Genomic DNA, 15,984 nt, shown 5'->3' with positions numbered 1-15,984 from the left:
GCGGCGGGCGATATGGTGGAACGATCATGGCACAATCGTCTCCACGCTCCTCGTCTGGTAAGGCTCCCGCGCGCCCGCGCGCGAAGGGAGGCTCGTCTCGGTCTGCGCAGGCACCCCAGCCCGAACCGACGCAGCCGGGTTTCCTGGCCCGCTTCTTTTCCGCGGTTGGCCGCGCGGGAATTGGTGTCCTGCGCGCGTGGAAGGCGACCGACGCGCAGGTGAAGCGCGATGCCGCTGCGTTCGTCGTGGTTGCGGCCGCCATCGTGATCGCGCTGCGTGAATGGTTCCAGATTTCCGGCGAGGCCGGGGACGCGATCCACCACGCCTCGGCAGGACTGTTCGGCATCTTTTCGGTGGTGCTCCCCCTCGTTCTCATCGCGCTCGCTGTTGAGCTGGTGACCGCCCGATCTGGACGCTCGGCTCTGCCGCACCACATTGCTGGGGGTATCGGCATCACCGCAGCGCTGACGGGCCTCGTGCATATTTCGCGCGGAAACCCCGGTATGGCTGACGACCCCGGAATCGAGGCGGCGGGTGGCCTCATCGGATGGTTCGTCGCGCGTCCTCTCGCCCTGCTCCTGTCCGGTTGGGGAGCTGGTGCTCTCATGCTCCTGCTCCTGGCTTATTCGATCCTGCTGGCCACCCGCACGGCCGTTGCCGACGTACCGGCGCGCCTGCGTGACCTCGCTGCGCACCTCAGCGGACAGCGCCCCGAGGGGGAGACTGAGTCCGCAGAGAAGGACGCGGAGGACCCCGCGAAGAAGGCTCGCCGCAAGTCCCGCAAGGACCTCGCGGCTGGCGATGATGCGTTCCTCGATGAATACGATGGGGACGAGTCCTTCCGTCAGGCCACCGACTCCGACTCGGCCGACCAGACGCGCCTTCTCGAGTCCGGAGCGATCGCCGCGCAGGCACCCACGCCCCGGCCTCGTGCCTCGACGCCCGACGCGCCCACCGAGATGCTCACGCAGATGCGTCCGGCCGTGGCTCCCGCACCCGTACAGGTTCCCGCCCACGTGCCCGAACCCGAACCCGAGGATGAGCCGGCGCCCCCGCCGATTACGGACGAGCCCGAGGGGGCCTTCCAACCCAACCTCGACGACTCGATCACCTACACCCTGCCGTCGGAAGACCTCCTCGTCTCCGGCCCACCCCACATGACGCGCTCGGCGGTCAATGACCAGGTCGTCGCGGCTCTTGGCCAGGTCTTCGCGGACTTCAACGTCGACGCGCGCGTCACGGGGTTCTCGCGCGGCCCGACAGTCACCCGCTACGAGGTCGTCCTCGGTGCCGGCGTGAAGGTCGACAAGCTCACCAACCTGTCGAAGAACATCGCCTACGCGGTGGCCTCGGCCGATGTACGCATCCTCGCACCGATCCCCGGCAAGAGCGCCATCGGCATCGAGATCCCCAATGCCGACCGCGAAAACGTGGCCCTCGGCGACGTCCTGCGTTCCGCAGCCGCCCGCCGCAACCAGCACCCGCTCGTCGTCGGCGTCGGCAAGGACGTCGAGGGCGGATACGTCGTCACCAACCTGGCGAAGACCCCGCACATGCTCGTGGCCGGCCAGACCGGCTCCGGTAAGTCCTCCTTCGTCAACTCCATGATCACGTCGATCATGATGCGTGCGACGCCTCAGCAGGTCCGCATGATCCTCGTCGACCCCAAGCGCGTGGAGCTCACGATCTACGAGGGTATCCCGCACCTCATCTCGCCCATCATCACCGACGCCAAGAAGGCCGCCGAGGCCCTCGAATGGGTCGTCAAGGAGATGGACGCGCGCTACGACGACCTGTCGGACTACGGCTTCAAGCACATCGACGACTTCAACAAGGCGGTGGCCGCCGGGCAGGTGCAGGCCAAGCCGGGCCTGAATCGGACGCTGCACCCCTACCCGTATCTGCTCGTGGTCGTCGACGAGCTCGCCGACCTCATGATGGTCGCACCGCGCGACGTGGAAGCCTCCATCCAGCGCATCACGCAGCTCGCCCGCGCCGCCGGTATCCACCTGGTCCTGGCTACCCAGCGCCCCTCGGTCGACGTGGTTACCGGCCTCATCAAGGCCAACATCCCCTCGCGCCTCGCATTCGCGACGTCATCGCTGACCGACTCGCGCACGATTCTTGACCAGCCCGGCGCCGAGAAGCTCATCGGCCAGGGCGACGCCCTCTACCTGCCCGCCGGCGCGTCCAAGCCCATGCGTGTCCAGGGCGCGTGGGTCTCCGAATCCGAGATCCACCAGGTCGTCGCGCACGTCAAGAGCCAGATGGAGACGCACTACCGCGATGACGTCGTACCGGACAAGAAGGAAACCAAGGTCGCCGAAGACATCGGAGACGATCTCGAAGACCTGCTGCAGGCCGCCGAACTCGTCGTCTCGACACAGCTCGGCTCCACATCGATGCTCCAGCGCAAGCTGCGCGTCGGCTTCGCCCGCGCCGGACGCCTCATGGACCTGCTCGAATCGCGCGACATCGTCGGCCCCTCCGAAGGGTCCAAGGCGCGCCAAGTGCTCGTCACCCCCGAGCAGCTGCCCGAGGTCCTCGCCATGCTGCGCGGAGAGTCCGCCAGCATTTCAGAGCCCGAGCCCGTCCCCGCGCCCGCTCCGGCTGCGCCTGAGGCGGCGCCCAGCCCAGCCGTCGGCGCTGGCGCAGGGATCACGGAGGGGGCCCCGGCCTCGTCCGCTCCCACGCAATCGCCCGCATCCGGTTACGAAATGGGCACGGCTGGCGCCAGCGATTCGCGCGGCAGTGGGGTAGACCCGTACTCTGGACATAACTTTGGTGGTTCATCGCCCGACTGGGTCGACGAGGAGCCCGAGGACAACGAGGATGCTTGGCAGCTCACGGGCCGCTGAGAGGAAAGGAAACGGTCATGAGCGATAACGTGTCGCGCGTGCAGCGAGACAGCAAGGTTCCCGTCGTGAACCTGCCTAACGCGCTGACCGTTTTGCGCCTGATTCTCGTCCCCGTGTTCGTGATCCTTGGTCTGCAAAGCACGTCATGGACCGCGCTGTGGGCGGCCTTCGTCGTCTTCGCCATCGCGGCCATCACGGACCGCTTTGACGGCGAGCTTGCGCGCTCGTGGGGTCAGATCACCGACTTCGGTCGCATCGCCGACCCCATCGCTGACAAGGCCCTCACGCTGTGCGGCTTCGGCCTGCTGTCCTATCAGGGGTTCCTGCCCTGGTGGGTGACAATCCTCATCGCCGTGCGCGAGCTTGGCATCACCGCGATGCGTGCGTTCTTCCTGCGCCGAGGCGTCGTCGTCTCCGCGAATCAGGCGGGCAAGCTCAAGACCTTCATGCAGATCGTGGCCCTGGGTGTGCTGCTGATCCCGTGGGCGCACTTCAAGTATCTCTCCGATGCCAACGAGTGGTGGGTGGTCCTGGTGATCCAGCTGGGTATGGCCCTCGCGGGCGTCGCTCTCGCGCTCACGCTCTACTCGGGCTTCATGTACGTCCTCGAGGGGGTGCGCCTCATGCGTGGTTCCGGCGGGAGCGAGGATGAGAGCTCAACCCTGGACGCACCCGTGAACGAGGAAGCGTCGAAGGAACCGTCGAAGCGGGGTCTCGCGGGACAGCACGTTCAGAGTTGAGCCTGGGTGACGCAACCCATAGGCTCATCGACTCGTCGGTGGAATAAGCCTGAAACCTCCCGCGTTGCGTAGGTATGAATGCAAGCCAAGGAGCAAACATGCGGCGTCACAGCGTTTCGATGCGCGAACTGACAATGCGCTCCTCAAAACAGAACGGCTACAGTAACACTATGGAAAAGACACTGAGCGAAACCCCGCTGCTGCGCAGCGAACTGGGCGATGTCCTGCGCGGCATCCGCCAGCGCCAGGGTCGTACCCTGCGCGAAGTCTCCTCGGAGGCGCAGGTCTCCCTCGGTTATCTGTCCGAGGTTGAGCGCGGCCAGAAGGAAGCGTCCTCCGAACTGCTTGAGGCCATTACGTCGGCCCTGCGTGTCCCGCTGTGGTTTGTCCTGCGCGAGGTCTCTGAGCGCATGGCGATCATCGATGGCGCAGTCGTTCCGGACGCAGTGCCCGATGAGATCGTGCCCGTCACGCTGATTTCCTGACGCGTGAAGCACTCTGAGTTTTACGAGGCGGTCGAGGCGACCTTCGGGTCGGCCCTCGGCCGCTCGTATGTTTCCGACCTGTATCTCGCCTCGCTGGGAGCGACCGCGCATGACGCGCTGGCCGCGGGAGTGAATCCGGACGAGGTATGGGCGAGACTGTGCGAGGAAACTGGGCGCGAGGATGCGCGCTGGATCCATCGCGTCGATCCGCGAGAGCGGGGGCGCTGAGCGGGCTGACGTTCCTGTGATCGACGCCCGTTTGGCTCGTCTGCGGCGTGTCGATCGACAATCGAACATGTGTTCCATCTAAGCTTGTGGGCGACGATGTTCCGACGCGTGTCATCCACAGGGGAGGCGCGCGCGGGACGCAGATGACGATGGCCGGTCACATACTCGTCATGTCGCCTCGGAGAGGGGCGGCATACCAGGCCAGGACACCCGCAGGCCGGAGAGGCCTCAGACGAAAGGATCACCATGGCTGCCCGTAAAGCACCCGCCGCAAAGCCCGCGACCAATGATCGCAATAAGGCACTCGAAGTCGCCCTGTCGCAGATCGATAAGCAGTTCGGTAAGGGCTCCGTCATGCGCCTCGGCGACGATAATCGTCCGCCAGTCCAGGTGATCCCCACGGGGTCCCTTGCTCTGGATGTCGCCCTCGGTATCGGTGGCCTGCCGCGCGGCCGTGTCATTGAGGTCTATGGCCCCGAGTCCTCCGGTAAGACCACGGTCGCCCTCCATGCCGTCGCCAACGCCCAGAAGGCCGGTGGCAACGCTGCCTTCATCGACGCGGAGCATGCCCTCGATCCCGTGTATGCGCGTGCCCTGGGCGTCGACACCGACTCCCTCCTGGTCTCCCAGCCCGATACGGGTGAGCAGGCCCTCGAGATCGCTGACATGCTGATCCGCTCGGGCGGCATCGACATCATCGTTATTGACTCCGTCGCGGCACTCGTGCCCAAGGCGGAAATCGAGGGCGAGATGGGCGACTCCCACGTCGGCCTCCAGGCTCGACTCATGAGCCAGGCTCTGCGTAAGATCACGGGCGCCCTGTCCGCGACCGGCACCACCGCGATCTTCATCAACCAGCTGCGTGAAAAGATCGGCGTCTTCTTCGGTTCCCCGGAAACCACGACGGGTGGTAAGGCGCTGAAGTTCTATGCGTCGGTGCGCATCGACGTGCGCCGCATCGAGACCCTCAAGGAAGCCGGTGCGCCCGTTGGTAACCGCACGCGCGCCAAGGTCGTGAAGAACAAGATGGCCCCGCCCTTCAAGCAGGCCGAGTTCGACATCGTCTATGGCAAGGGCATCTCGCGCGAGGGCTCGATCATCGACATGGGCGTCGAGGCCGGCATCGTGCGCAAGTCCGGCTCCTGGTTCACCTACGGGGATGACCAGCTCGGTCAGGGTAAGGAGAACGTGCGTCAGTTCCTCGTGGATAACCCCGAGCTGGCCAACGAGATCGAGCAGAAGATCCTCGTGTCGCTGGGCATCGGTGAGGCCCCGGACCCGGACCAGGCGTCTCAGGAAGTGCCCGACATTGATCCTGATGAGGACGCGGGCTTCTGAGCCGTGGTCCGCTACCTGGATCCCGAAGATAATCCCGAGCTGGGGGAGGAGCGTCGTCGGCGTTCCTCCCCGGGCGAGAGGCTCGCGCGCGCCCGCGAACGCAATGCGGCCCTGACGGGCACAGCGGCGATCGAGGCCGCGCGCGAGGTCGCCCTGCGCAAACTAGACGCACGCGCATGTTCCCGCTCGGAGTTGACCACCGCGATCGAAGGGCGAGGCTTCAGCGCCGAGATCGCCGTCGAGGTCGTCGACCGTCTTGAGGCCGTTGGCCTCGTCGACGATCAGGCCTACGCCGATGCGCTTGTTCGCTCGCGTTTTTCCGGCACGGGTGCCTCGGGCCGCGCGCTGCGCGAGGTTCTCGTACGCAAGGGGTTGGACTCTTCGACGATCGAGCATGCCCTGTCTCAGATCGATCGGGACGATGAGGCGGAGCGCGCGGCGCAGCTGGTGGCTCGCAAACGTCGCTCCCTCGCGGGCGTCCCGCGCGAGACCGCCTACCGTAGACTGAGTTCCATGCTCGTACGCAAGGGGTATTCGCCGTCTGTCGCGTCTGCGGCCGTGCGCGACGCCCTCGACACGTGGGGCGACGAGGAGAGTGGCGCTGAGGAGGCCTGGCAGTGGGGACTGTGACCGCAGTAAGTGATGAGGTGCTTGCCGACCTGATAGCGGATCTGACGCAGCGCGGCCTGACGATCGCGACGGCAGAATCGCTGACGGGGGGAGGCCTCGTCGCGCGCCTCGTGGACGTACCCGGCGCCTCTCACGTCGTGCGCGGGGGTGCGTGCACCTACGCGGTCGATACGAAATCCTCTGTCCTGGGCGTCTCGGCGAGCCAGCTGGCGCTGACGGGCCCGGTGGATGAGCAGGTTGCTCGCCAGATGGCCCGAGGGGCGCGCGAGCTGTTCCACGCAGACATTGGCTTATCGACGACCGGGGTCGCTGGTCCGGGCCCCGCCGACGGTTTCCCCGCCGGTACTGTTCACATCGCCTGCGCGCACCCGGCGGGGGAGGAGCATCGACTCTTGCACCTTGAGGGTGATCGTGCGGCGGTGCGCGCGGGTGCCATTGACGCAGCTCTTGTTCTCGTGCGTGACGTGCTCGACTGCGCCGGTGCGCAGGCGGGCGACTAAACTTCACTGCGATGAATACGATGACGCAGGATGGCGCTGCTACGCCCCGCACCTACGCGGTGCGCACGCTCGGCTGCCAGATGAACGAACATGACTCAGAACGCATGGCGGGTCTGCTGGAGCAGGCCGGCCTTGTCCCCGTCGAGCAGGTCCCCGAGGCAGCCGCTCGCGCGACCGATGCGGGGGATATGGGTGCAGATGTCATCGTGATCAATACCTGTTCCGTCCGCGAAAATGCCGCGACCCGCCTCTTCGGTAACCTCGGGCAGCTCGCCGCCGTCAAGCGCAAGCGTCCCGGAATGCAGATCGCGGTCGGTGGATGCCTCGCCCAGCAGATGCGAGACGGCATCGTTGAGAAAGCCCCGTGGGTGGATGCCGTCTTCGGGACGCACAACATCGACGTCCTCCCCGCTCTGCTGCGCCGCGCCGAGCACAACCGTGAGGCGGCCGTTGAGATCGAGGAATCCCTGAAGGTCTTCCCCTCGACGCTGCCCACGCACCGCGAGAGCGTCTATGCCGCCTGGGTGTCGATCTCGGTGGGTTGCAACAATACCTGCACGTTCTGCATCGTCCCGCATCTGCGGGGTAAGGAACGCGACCGTCGACCCGGCGATATCCTCGCCGAGGTTGAGGCCGTCGCCTCGCAGGGAGCCATCGAGGTGACCCTGCTGGGTCAGAACGTGAACTCCTACGGCGTGGGCTTCGGCGAGCGCGGCGCATTCGCAGACCTGCTGCGCGCCGTTGGGCGCGTGGAGGGGATTGAGCGCGTGCGCTTCACCTCGCCCCATCCGGCCGCTTTCACCGACGATGTGATTGCTGCGATGGCGGAGACTCCCACGGTTATGCCGAGCCTGCACATGCCCCTGCAGTCCGGGTCCGATGCGGTCCTGCGTCAAATGCGCCGCTCCTACCGCCGCGAACGTTTCATGGGCATCCTCGAGCGTGTGCGTGCAGCTATCCCGCACGCCGCCATCACGACGGACATCATCGTCGGCTTCCCGGGGGAGACCGAAGAGGACTTCCGGGCAACCCTTGATGTCGTCGAGCAGGCACGCTTCTCCTCGGCTTTCACGTTCCTGTATTCCCCGCGGCCGGGCACGCCCGCCGCGGATCGCGAGGATCAGGTGCCTGACGACGTGGCGCTCGAGCGCTATCAGCGCCTGATTAAGCTTCAGGAACGCATCTGCGCCGAGGACAACGCCGCGTTGGCCGGGACCGAGGTTGAGGTTCTCGTTTCCGAGGGTGATGGCCGTAAGGACGGCGCCACGCACCGCATCTCGGGCCGCGCGCGCGACAATCGCCTCGTGCACGTCGCTCTGCCGCAGGGGCTGTCCGAGGCCGATCGCCCTCGTCCGGGTGACATGATCCGCGCGACCGTCACGTATGGGGCGCCTCACCACCTGATTGCAGACTCGGGCACGCAGGGTGGTCTGTTCGAGGTGCGTCGTACGCGCGCTGGGGACGCGTGGGAGGCCCGTCAGGCTAAGGATGAGCCGGACACCACGGTGTCTCTGGGCATTCCCACGCTGCGCGTGGGTGCCCCGCGCTGACGCTGACCTGCACTAATGTGGGCCTCTTCGGGCATGTGTCCGGAGAGGCCCACGCGTGACCGGAAACTCTGCGCAGACGATACTGCACATTTGATCGGTCGCACAAACGAAAAATGGGAAAACGTCGCCCCCAAACGAATGTGTGACGCGCTACTCCTGAGTTACTTTTGTTTCGTGGCGATCGTCACGATGATGAGGCGATCGGCATGCGGGAGCACTCTCGGTAGTGCGGGTCGATTCGAGCCCCCCTATGCGACCCGTGGTTTTCCCGTGCACGCGGTGCCTGCCGCGCCTTCGCATGTAGTCGGCGCACACTCCACCGAGAGTGCCCCGCTCCTCCAGCTGGAGGAGCGGGGCACCATGTATGTGGCCAGAGGAGTGGGTTTACTCGTCGGAGCCGTGCGCGAAGAGCGCGGGGATTTCCTGAGCGGCCGACAGACCGATAATCAGGCCGCGGCGCAGCATCGTGTGGATCTGGCGGTCCGACAGGCCCTCGCCGACGAAGAAACGCGACGCAGCCATGAGGACCCAGCCGTCACCGCCTTCGATGGGGAAGACCGTCGGCTGCAGGTGGGCGTTGTTCCATTCGTTCGCCTTCTCCTGCAGCGAGACCTCAGTATGGCCCTCGCCGGGCACCGCGATGCGTGTCTCGATTTGCGCCCAGGGGGCGTCGACGGGTTCGCGATGAATCTGGAACTGCACGTCCTCCAGCTGGGTGACGGCGATGAACTCGTTCGAGCCGTGCGGCAGACCGTCGCCCTCAAGCACCTTCTCGATGCGTTCGATCGTCAGCTCGGACACCTCGGTGCCCCACTTGGCGGCGTATTCGTCGGCTTCCATCGCGGGGGAGGGGGTGGCGGGGGCGGGCATAGCCTCGGGCTTGGCCTCGCCGTCATCACCAAAGGTGAAGCTCTTCCATTCAGGCATTGGCGGCCTCCTTCGTCCACTGGTCGGGGAACATGATGTCGAGCTGGTTCATCATGGCGACGGAGGCCATGATGAACTGGGAGACCTCGGCGTGCACCTGTGCGTCGGTGGCGCCCACGACCCAGTTGAAGGTGTGCTGCAGGTGCAGGGCGATGGCACCGGTCTCGGTCGTGCCGGAGGTGATCTTCGGCAGGTAGGTGGACGCGTTCAGGCGGCGCACTGCGGAAGCAATGGCGTCGGCGTGCGAGGGGTCGAAGAATCGTGGGTAGTCCGCGACTCCCTGAACCGGGTGGCCCTCGGGCACCGCGATGCGGACGGTGCGGTTCGGCAAGATCGCGGCGACCTGGCCGGTGGAGGAGACGAACGGGATGAGTCCGACGGCCTCGACCGCGTGGATGACCCGGTCGAGGGTGACCGGAGGAGTGTCAGTTGTGCTCATGGTGTTAAGCCTAGCCGTTGTTGGGGGGTATCTGTGGGAGGCACCCGTACACTGGTGGCCATGGAGACATCGGTTGGACGCGCGTCGGACGTCGTGTGCGCGGTTGTGGGGCCCACGGCCTCGGGAAAGTCGGACCTCGCCTTGGAGCTGGCATGTGTTCTGCCGGAGGCGCTGGGAGCGCCTGGCCCGGGTGAGATCGTGTCCGCTGATGCCCTGCAGCTCTACCGCGGCATGGATGTGGGAACGGCCAAGACCCCGGTGGAGGAGCGCCGGGGAATCGCCCACCACCAGATCGACGTGCTCGACGTCCGAGACGAGGCGTCGGTGGCCGCCTACCAGAGGCATGCGCGCGCCGATGTGGTGAGTATCCACGAGCGCGGGGGTGTCGCCGTGGTCGCGGGAGGGTCGGGTCTCTACCAGCGTGCTCTCCTGGACGTCATCGAGTTTCCGGGCACGGACCAGGCCGTGCGCGCCCGACTCGAAGAAGAAGCCGAGGGGCCGATGGGCTCGCGGGGCCTCCATGATCGACTCTGTCAGCTGGACCCGGTATCGGCGGAGCGTATTGACCCGCATAACGCTCGCAGGATTATCCGCGCCCTCGAGGTCATCGAGCTGACCGGGCGCCCCTATTCGGCGTCCATGCCGCGCCACGAGTTCGTGGCACCGGCACTCATGGTGGCGCTGCGTCGCCCGATGGAGGAGCTCGACGAGCGCATCGCGCTGCGCACGCGCGCCATGATGGACGGCGGGCTCATCGAGGAGGTGCGCGCGCTCATCGACGTTGGCCTGCGGGAGGCGAAGACCGCGTCCCGTGCGACGGGATACTCCCAGGCGCTCGCCGTCATCGATGGGCAGATGAGCGAGGACGAGGCCGTGGAATCCATCGCGCTGGCCACCCGCCAGCTGGCGCGCCGCCAGGTCAAATGGCTGCGTCCAGACCCGCGCGTGCACTGGCTGGACGTGGAGGATTTCGCCTCGGACGAGGCCCTGGCACGTCATGTCGTCGAGCTGACGCAGCGCGAGGCCGAGGCCGCCCTGGGACGCTCGTAACACGGTCGGCGGCTGCGCGGCCGGCACGCGAGGGCTACGGTGGATCCATGACACATACGCAGCTGCCTGCCCACGCCCGCGTTGTTAAGGCTCACGGTGCCGGTAATTCCTTCGTCGTCGCGACGGATCGCTTCGACGATTACGATCCCAGCGAGGTGGAGGTCGCCACGCTGTGTTCCCCGGCCTTCGGGATCGGTGCCGATGGCTTCATCCGGGCCGTCGAGCGTGACGGAATGTGGTTCATGGACTACCGCAACGCCGACGGATCAAAGGCCGAGATGTGCGGTAACGGCGTGCGCGTCTTCGTCGATCACCTGCGCCGCGAGGGCCTCGTCGATCTGCCGGTTGGCCGCACCCTGGACGTGGCCACGCGCGGTGGTATCAAGCGTGTCACCCCTGAGTCTGAGGATGAGGGGCGCGGCGCCAGTTACCGCGTCGACATGGGGCCGGCCGCGTCTCCCGCGCGTGAAACAATCGAGGTGGCAGTCCCCGGGATCGACGCTGTCCTGCGAGGAATCTGGGTGGACATGCCCAACCCGCACACGGTTGTCGAGCTCGCCGACGAGGAGACCCTGCGCGGCGTGTTCCTGCCGACGGTCGACGTCTCACAGATCCCGCAGGCGCAGCGCCCCTCCTACGATCCGGAGCCAGAAGCAGGCACGAATCTCGAGCTGGTCGTCGACCTGACGGAGCTCGGTGAAGAACACGGACATATCGCGATGCGCGTGCTGGAGCGCGGTGTGGGAGAGACCCAGGCGTGCGGCACCGGGTGCTGCGCGGCGGCCCTCGCCACCGCCCTGCGTCGCGGACCGGGTGCGCCCACCCAGTGGGTCGTCGACATCCCGGGTGGAACGGTCATCGTCGGCCTCGACGGAGTCATCGACTGGACGGGGGAGAACCCCCGTATCACGGACGCCTCGGTGTTCCTCACGGGACCCGCGATCCGAGTCGCGGAGATCCGCCTATCCTGAACCCGAACCCGAGAAAACGGCGCCGGAGAGCGCGAGGCGGCCCCGGCCTCGTCGACCGAACGCAGGACGTCAGGCGGGACGGACCTCGATGATGCGGAAGCCCTTCTTCGACGCGTACTTCGAGGCCTGATACCCCTGACCGTTCAGCCACGCGATGAGCGAATCAGCGCCCAGGTTGCGCTGGACGACCAGGTAGGCGACGCCGGTGGGGGCGAGCCTGCCCAACCATGCCAGCAGCATCTCGTGCATCGCGTCCTTGCCGATGCGCACGGGCGGGTTGGACCAGATGACGTCGAAGCGCGTGTCCGACTTCTGCGACGAGGCGAGCGCCTCCTCGGCTTTCAGCGCGCGCACCCTGCTCGCGCCGTTGGATTGGGCATTGCGCTGCGTCAGATCCACCGCGCGAGAGTTCACGTCCACCGCCCACACGGTTGCATTCGGGGACTCCAGCGACATGATCGTCGCGATCGGACCCCACCCGCACCCCAGGTCCAGGAAGGTCCCGTCTTCGGGCAGGTCCGGGGCATTCTCCAGGAGCTGACGCGTCCCGAGATCGAGCTTAGAGCCCGAAAACACGCGCGACGACACGCGCATCGACAGGTCGAATCCGCGCGCGCTCACCTCGATCGTGCGGATCTCATCGGCGCTCGCAGGGGAAGAGTCGGAGAAGTACTGTTCGTCCACGGGAGAAAGCCTATCGCGCCCGCGCGCGGCGGCGCAGATGAGGACGGGGCGTGCGACACTAGAAGTCCCCACAAAAAGGATGGTTATGGACACGACCCACACAGGTGCGGACTCTTCGAAAGAGGAGCGCGACCAGCGCGTCAACGACGTTGTCGCGCGTATCCTCGCGCGCTCGGGAACAGCGCTCGCATCGACGACGGGTCAGGACACGTCCCAGGACGCGGGTGCTCTTGAGCGCGAGGCTCGAGCGGGCACGCGCCGCGTCGACACCGGTGCCTCCGACCGCGAGGACATTTCCGAGGTCGAATACCGCCAGGTGCGACTCGAAAAAGTCGTGCTCGTGGGCCTACGCACCACGCAGAGCGAAGAAGAAGCCGAGAACTCGCTGCGCGAGCTCGCCGCGCTCGCGGAGACCGCCGGTTCGCGCGTGCTCGACGGCATCATTCAGCGTCGCATGAAGCCCGATCCGGCCACCTACCTGGGGTCCGGCAAGGCTCGCGAGCTGGCCGAGATCGTACGTAGCGTTGAGGCCGACACCGTCATCGTCGACGAGGAGCTGGCCCCCTCGCAGCGCCGCGGGCTGGAGGACGTCGTTGACGCCAAGGTCGTCGACCGGACGGCCCTGATCCTCGACATTTTCGCCCAGCACGCCAAGTCCCGTGAGGGCAAGGCGCAGGTGGAGCTGGCTCAGCTCGAGTACCTGCTGCCGCGTCTGCGTGGCTGGGGTGAGTCGATGTCCCGTCAGGCTGGCGGCCGCGTCGCCGGCGGCGCGGGTATCGGTTCCAGGGGTCCCGGTGAGACCAAGATCGAGCTGGATCGTCGTCGCATCCGCACGCGCATGGCGAAGCTCCGTGCGGATATCGCGCGCATGGAGCCCGCTCGACGCACGCAGCGCAACTCTCGCCGCCGTGGGGGAGTCCCCTCGGTGGCCATCGCTGGGTACACGAACGCCGGCAAGTCGACGCTACTCAATCGTCTAACGGACGCGGGAGTCCTCGTCCAGGACGCGCTGTTCGCCACGCTGGACCCGACGGTGCGCCGTGCGCGCGCCGCAGACGGGCGCGAATACACCCTCACCGATACGGTCGGTTTCGTGCGCAACCTGCCCACCCAGCTGGTCGAGGCCTTCCGCTCGACCCTGGAAGAGGTCGGCCAGGCCGACGTCATCTTGCACGTCGTGGATGCCGCGCACCCGGACCCGGTCTCACAGGTGCAGGCCGTGCGTGCGGTGATCGACACGATCGAGGGTGCCTCGGAGATTCCCGAGCTTATCGCCCTGAATAAGGCCGATCTGGCCTCGCCCGAGCAGATTGCGCTGCTGCGCACAGTCTTTCCGAATGCCGTCCCTCTCAGCGCTCACACGGGCTGGGGCGTGGACGCGCTGCGCGTGGCCCTCGAGGACATGCTGCCCCGGCCTCGGGTGGCCGTCGACGCGATCCTGCCGTATTCGGCGGGCTCCCTCGTCCATCGGATCCACGAGGAGGGCGACGTTGAGCGCGAGGAGTACGTGGAGACGGGCACGCGTATCGTCGCGCGCGTCGACGAGGCCCTGGCCGCCCTCATTGCTCATGAGGCGGTGGGTGGCACCGTGGGCGACGCGGCGGTGACCGCTTCGTGAGCGAGGACCTGGTCGAGGCCTCGGGTCGCGTCCTCGATGCGGTCGTTGCCCAGATGGGCGGGTCCGCGCGCGAGGGCCAGGCCTCGATGGTCGCCGAAGGAGCCGCTGCGCTCGAGGACCGTCACCACCTCCTCGTACAGGCGGGAACGGGCACTGGTAAGTCGCTTGGCTACCTGGTGCCCCTGCTGACCTACTGTGCGACGAGCGGTGTGCGAGGCGTGGTCTCGACGGCCACGCTCGCGCTGCAGCGTCAGATTCTCGTCAAGGACGCGCCGGTTGCTATTGACGCGGTCGCTTCCGTGACGGGGACGCGTCTGAAGGTCGCGGTGCTCAAGGGCTGGTCGAACTATGCGTGCCTGCATAAGCTCGACGGAGGGTATCCCACCGAGGGAACTCTTTTTGAAGACCGGGATATGAGCGTCGGACCGACGGGTGAACTCGGCAAGGAGATCCTGCGCATTCGCGAGTGGATCAGCGACACCACGACGGGGGACCGTGACGATCTGGTGCCCGGCGTCTCGGACCGGGCCTGGCACCATGCGTCGGTCGCAAAGCCTGAGTGCCTGGGCAAGCATTGCCCGCTCATCGACGAGTGTTTCGCGCAGGCGGCCCGTCTGGAGGCCGCGGACGCGGATGTCGTCGTCACGAACCATTCGTTGTTCGGAATCAACGCGTGCGGGGAGGGCGAGCTCTTCGGCGAGTACGACGCCGTCGTCATCGACGAGGCCCACGAGCTGGCCGACCGTGTGCGTTCCCAGGCGGCCGCCGACCTGACGGTGGCCCGCGTGAGTCGCGTGGCGCGCTCCCTGCGCTCGAATCTCTCGATCGATTCCACGGACCTCGACGAGGCCGGGGCTGGGCTGGGTGCCGCCATGGCCCCCTTGGAGGCGGGCCTCCTCGAATACCGGCCGAGCGCCCTCATCGACGCGATGGTCGTCCTCGATGGCGCGGCTCGGCGCGCCAGCCACGAGGTGTCGGACGCGCAGGGAGAGCCCGCCGCCAAACTCTTAGCCCGTGCCGCCATTGATGAGCTGATCGCGGCGCTCGAAGCGTGGGGGAGGGACCCCGACCAGTCGATCGCCTACATCACGAAGGATGAGTCCGATAATGCGCGCCTCACCGTTGGGCCCCTTGACGTGTCCGCAGCCATCGGTGGAACCGGTATCGGTGAGCGCCCCGCGATCCTCACGTCCGCGACGCTCGCGCTCGGCGGGAACTTCGACTTCATGGCCGCGCAATCCGGCATGGCTGTGTCGGGCGTGCCCTGGCACGGCATCGATGTGGGATCACCCTTCGACCATGCGCGCCAGGGCATCCGCTACGTGGCGACCCACCTGCCCCTGCCCGGGCGCGACGGTCCCTGCGAGGAACTGCTCGACGAGCTCGTCGAACTCGCGCAGGCCTCGGGCGGAGGGATGCTTGCCCTCTTCGCGTCGAAGCGCGGGGCGATGGCCGGAGCGCAGGCCCTGCGTGAGCGTACGGACTTGACCGTCTACCTGCAGGGCGAAGAAACGTTGGCTCAGCTGATCCAGCGCTTCCGGGAGGAACGCGACTCCTGCCTCGTGGGCACGATGTCCCTGTGGCAGGGTGTCGACGTAGCCGGGCAGGCCTGTCGACTCGTCGTCATCGACAAGATTCCGTTCCCGCGCCCCGACGATCCCGTGTCCCGCGCCCGATCCATGGACGTGGAACGCCGTGGCGGCAACGGCTTCGTATCCGTCTCTCTCACGCACGCGGCGCTCATGATGGCCCAGGGCGTGGGGCGCCTTCTGCGCTCGACCGACGACCGGGGTGTCGTCGCGATCCTCGATCCACGCGTGGTGACGAAGCGCTATGGCAGTTTCATCATGCGCTCCCTGCCTGCCATGTGGCCGACGACGGATCCGCAGGTCGTTCGCGGTGCCCTGCGTCGCCTCGCGCAGGGGAGCGACCACGAGGGGTAAGTAGCCCGTGAGCGTGTAAAACG

General features: G+C 66.8%; 15 protein-coding genes. 12 read left to right on the top strand and 3 right to left on the bottom strand.

Annotated features, from left to right (window positions below):
• The first annotated feature begins 26 nt into the window (after nucleotides 1-26).
• The 8 genes from O3656_RS02445 (at nucleotide 27) to miaB (ending at nucleotide 8,329) form a co-directional block, all read left to right on the top strand.
• Nucleotides 27-2,858, top strand: coding sequence for a DNA translocase FtsK (locus O3656_RS02445; protein WP_500062465.1), 2,832 nt, complete (start codon nucleotides 27-29; stop codon nucleotides 2,856-2,858).
• A 17-nt stretch (nucleotides 2,859-2,875) separates the two neighbouring features.
• Nucleotides 2,876-3,598: a CDP-diacylglycerol--glycerol-3-phosphate 3-phosphatidyltransferase gene (gene pgsA / locus O3656_RS02440; RefSeq protein ID WP_500062464.1), complete on the top strand. Its 723-nt coding sequence runs from the start codon at nucleotides 2,876-2,878 to the stop codon at nucleotides 3,596-3,598.
• A gap of 170 nt (nucleotides 3,599-3,768) precedes the next feature.
• Nucleotides 3,769-4,083 (top strand): helix-turn-helix domain-containing protein, encoded by a 315-nt coding sequence (locus tag O3656_RS02435; protein WP_034475698.1) that lies wholly within the window; start codon nucleotides 3,769-3,771, stop codon nucleotides 4,081-4,083.
• Between the two features lie 3 nt (nucleotides 4,084-4,086).
• Nucleotides 4,087-4,311 (top strand): DUF3046 domain-containing protein, encoded by a 225-nt coding sequence (locus O3656_RS02430; RefSeq protein ID WP_500062463.1) that lies wholly within the window; start codon nucleotides 4,087-4,089, stop codon nucleotides 4,309-4,311.
• Nucleotides 4,312-4,557: 246 nt separating this feature from the next.
• On the top strand, nucleotides 4,558-5,649 hold the full coding sequence (gene recA / locus O3656_RS02425) for a recombinase RecA (RefSeq protein ID WP_500062462.1): 1,092 nt from the start codon (nucleotides 4,558-4,560) through the stop codon (nucleotides 5,647-5,649).
• A gap of 3 nt (nucleotides 5,650-5,652) precedes the next feature.
• Complete coding sequence (locus tag O3656_RS02420) at nucleotides 5,653-6,279, top strand: regulatory protein RecX (RefSeq protein WP_500062461.1); 627 nt, start codon at nucleotides 5,653-5,655, stop codon at nucleotides 6,277-6,279.
• The gene (locus O3656_RS02415) at nucleotides 6,267-6,779 is read left to right on the top strand and encodes a CinA family protein (protein ID WP_500062460.1); all 513 of its coding nucleotides are present in this window, start codon (nucleotides 6,267-6,269) and stop codon (nucleotides 6,777-6,779) included. The genes O3656_RS02420 and O3656_RS02415 overlap by 13 nt, the downstream gene beginning before the upstream one ends.
• An 11-nt stretch (nucleotides 6,780-6,790) precedes the next feature.
• Nucleotides 6,791-8,329, top strand: coding sequence for a tRNA (N6-isopentenyl adenosine(37)-C2)-methylthiotransferase MiaB (gene miaB, locus O3656_RS02410; RefSeq protein ID WP_500062459.1), 1,539 nt, complete (start codon nucleotides 6,791-6,793; stop codon nucleotides 8,327-8,329).
• 384 nt (nucleotides 8,330-8,713) lie between these two features.
• Here the strand turns inward: miaB and O3656_RS02405 are convergent, their stop codons facing one another.
• Both O3656_RS02405 and O3656_RS02400 read right to left on the bottom strand, forming a co-directional pair.
• The gene (locus tag O3656_RS02405) at nucleotides 8,714-9,256 is read right to left on the bottom strand and encodes a YbjN domain-containing protein (RefSeq protein WP_500062458.1); all 543 of its coding nucleotides are present in this window, start codon (nucleotides 9,254-9,256) and stop codon (nucleotides 8,714-8,716) included.
• Entirely contained in the window at nucleotides 9,249-9,695 is a 447-nt protein-coding gene (locus O3656_RS02400; RefSeq protein WP_500062457.1) for a histidine kinase, read from the bottom strand. The genes O3656_RS02405 and O3656_RS02400 overlap by 8 nt, the downstream gene beginning before the upstream one ends.
• Nucleotides 9,696-9,755: 60 nt before the next feature.
• Here O3656_RS02400 and miaA point away from each other — a divergent pair, with 60 nt between their 5' ends.
• Nucleotides 9,756-10,745: a tRNA (adenosine(37)-N6)-dimethylallyltransferase MiaA gene (gene miaA / locus O3656_RS02395; protein ID WP_500062456.1), complete on the top strand. Its 990-nt coding sequence runs from the start codon at nucleotides 9,756-9,758 to the stop codon at nucleotides 10,743-10,745.
• A gap of 47 nt (nucleotides 10,746-10,792) precedes the next feature.
• The gene (dapF, locus tag O3656_RS02390) at nucleotides 10,793-11,716 is read left to right on the top strand and encodes a diaminopimelate epimerase (protein ID WP_500062455.1); all 924 of its coding nucleotides are present in this window, start codon (nucleotides 10,793-10,795) and stop codon (nucleotides 11,714-11,716) included.
• A gap of 69 nt (nucleotides 11,717-11,785) precedes the next feature.
• Here the strand turns inward: dapF and O3656_RS02385 are convergent, their stop codons facing one another.
• Nucleotides 11,786-12,400 (bottom strand): class I SAM-dependent methyltransferase, encoded by a 615-nt coding sequence (locus O3656_RS02385; protein WP_500062496.1) that lies wholly within the window; start codon nucleotides 12,398-12,400, stop codon nucleotides 11,786-11,788.
• 85 nt (nucleotides 12,401-12,485) lie between these two features.
• On the opposite strand from O3656_RS02385, the gene hflX reads away from it, so the two are divergent.
• Both hflX and O3656_RS02375 read left to right on the top strand, forming a co-directional pair.
• On the top strand, nucleotides 12,486-14,018 hold the full coding sequence (hflX, locus tag O3656_RS02380; RefSeq protein WP_500062454.1) for a GTPase HflX: 1,533 nt from the start codon (nucleotides 12,486-12,488) through the stop codon (nucleotides 14,016-14,018).
• Nucleotides 14,015-15,961 carry an ATP-dependent DNA helicase gene (locus O3656_RS02375; protein ID WP_500062453.1) on the top strand — a complete coding sequence of 649 codons (1,947 nt, stop codon included), beginning with the start codon at nucleotides 14,015-14,017 and terminating at the stop codon, nucleotides 15,959-15,961. The genes hflX and O3656_RS02375 overlap by 4 nt, the downstream gene beginning before the upstream one ends.
• Nucleotides 15,962-15,984 lie beyond the last annotated feature (23 nt).

The organism is Pauljensenia sp. 27098_8_83 (genome assembly GCF_041432695.1).
Lineage (GTDB): Bacteria > Actinomycetota > Actinomycetes > Actinomycetales > Actinomycetaceae > Pauljensenia.
Note: the sequence above shows the minus strand (reverse complement) of the source record. Positions and strands in the feature narration are given on the sequence as shown.

Excerpts from the sequence above, each read along its gene's own strand:
- O3656_RS02445 (WP_500062465.1), top strand. The coding sequence starts at position 27 with ATGGCACAATCGTCTCCACGCTCCTCGTCTGGTAAGGCTCCCGCGCGC.
- O3656_RS02405 (WP_500062458.1), bottom strand. The coding sequence starts at position 9,256 with ATGCCTGAATGGAAGAGCTTCACCTTTGGTGATGACGGCGAGGCCAAG.
- recA (WP_500062462.1), top strand. The coding sequence starts at position 4,558 with ATGGCTGCCCGTAAAGCACCCGCCGCAAAGCCCGCGACCAATGATCGC.
- O3656_RS02435 (WP_034475698.1), top strand. The coding sequence starts at position 3,769 with ATGGAAAAGACACTGAGCGAAACCCCGCTGCTGCGCAGCGAACTGGGC.
- dapF (WP_500062455.1), top strand. The coding sequence starts at position 10,793 with ATGACACATACGCAGCTGCCTGCCCACGCCCGCGTTGTTAAGGCTCAC.
- pgsA (WP_500062464.1), top strand. The coding sequence starts at position 2,876 with ATGAGCGATAACGTGTCGCGCGTGCAGCGAGACAGCAAGGTTCCCGTC.
- miaA (WP_500062456.1), top strand. The coding sequence starts at position 9,756 with ATGGAGACATCGGTTGGACGCGCGTCGGACGTCGTGTGCGCGGTTGTG.
- miaB (WP_500062459.1), top strand. The coding sequence starts at position 6,791 with ATGAATACGATGACGCAGGATGGCGCTGCTACGCCCCGCACCTACGCG.
- O3656_RS02400 (WP_500062457.1), bottom strand. The coding sequence starts at position 9,695 with ATGAGCACAACTGACACTCCTCCGGTCACCCTCGACCGGGTCATCCAC.
- hflX (WP_500062454.1), top strand. The coding sequence starts at position 12,486 with ATGGACACGACCCACACAGGTGCGGACTCTTCGAAAGAGGAGCGCGAC.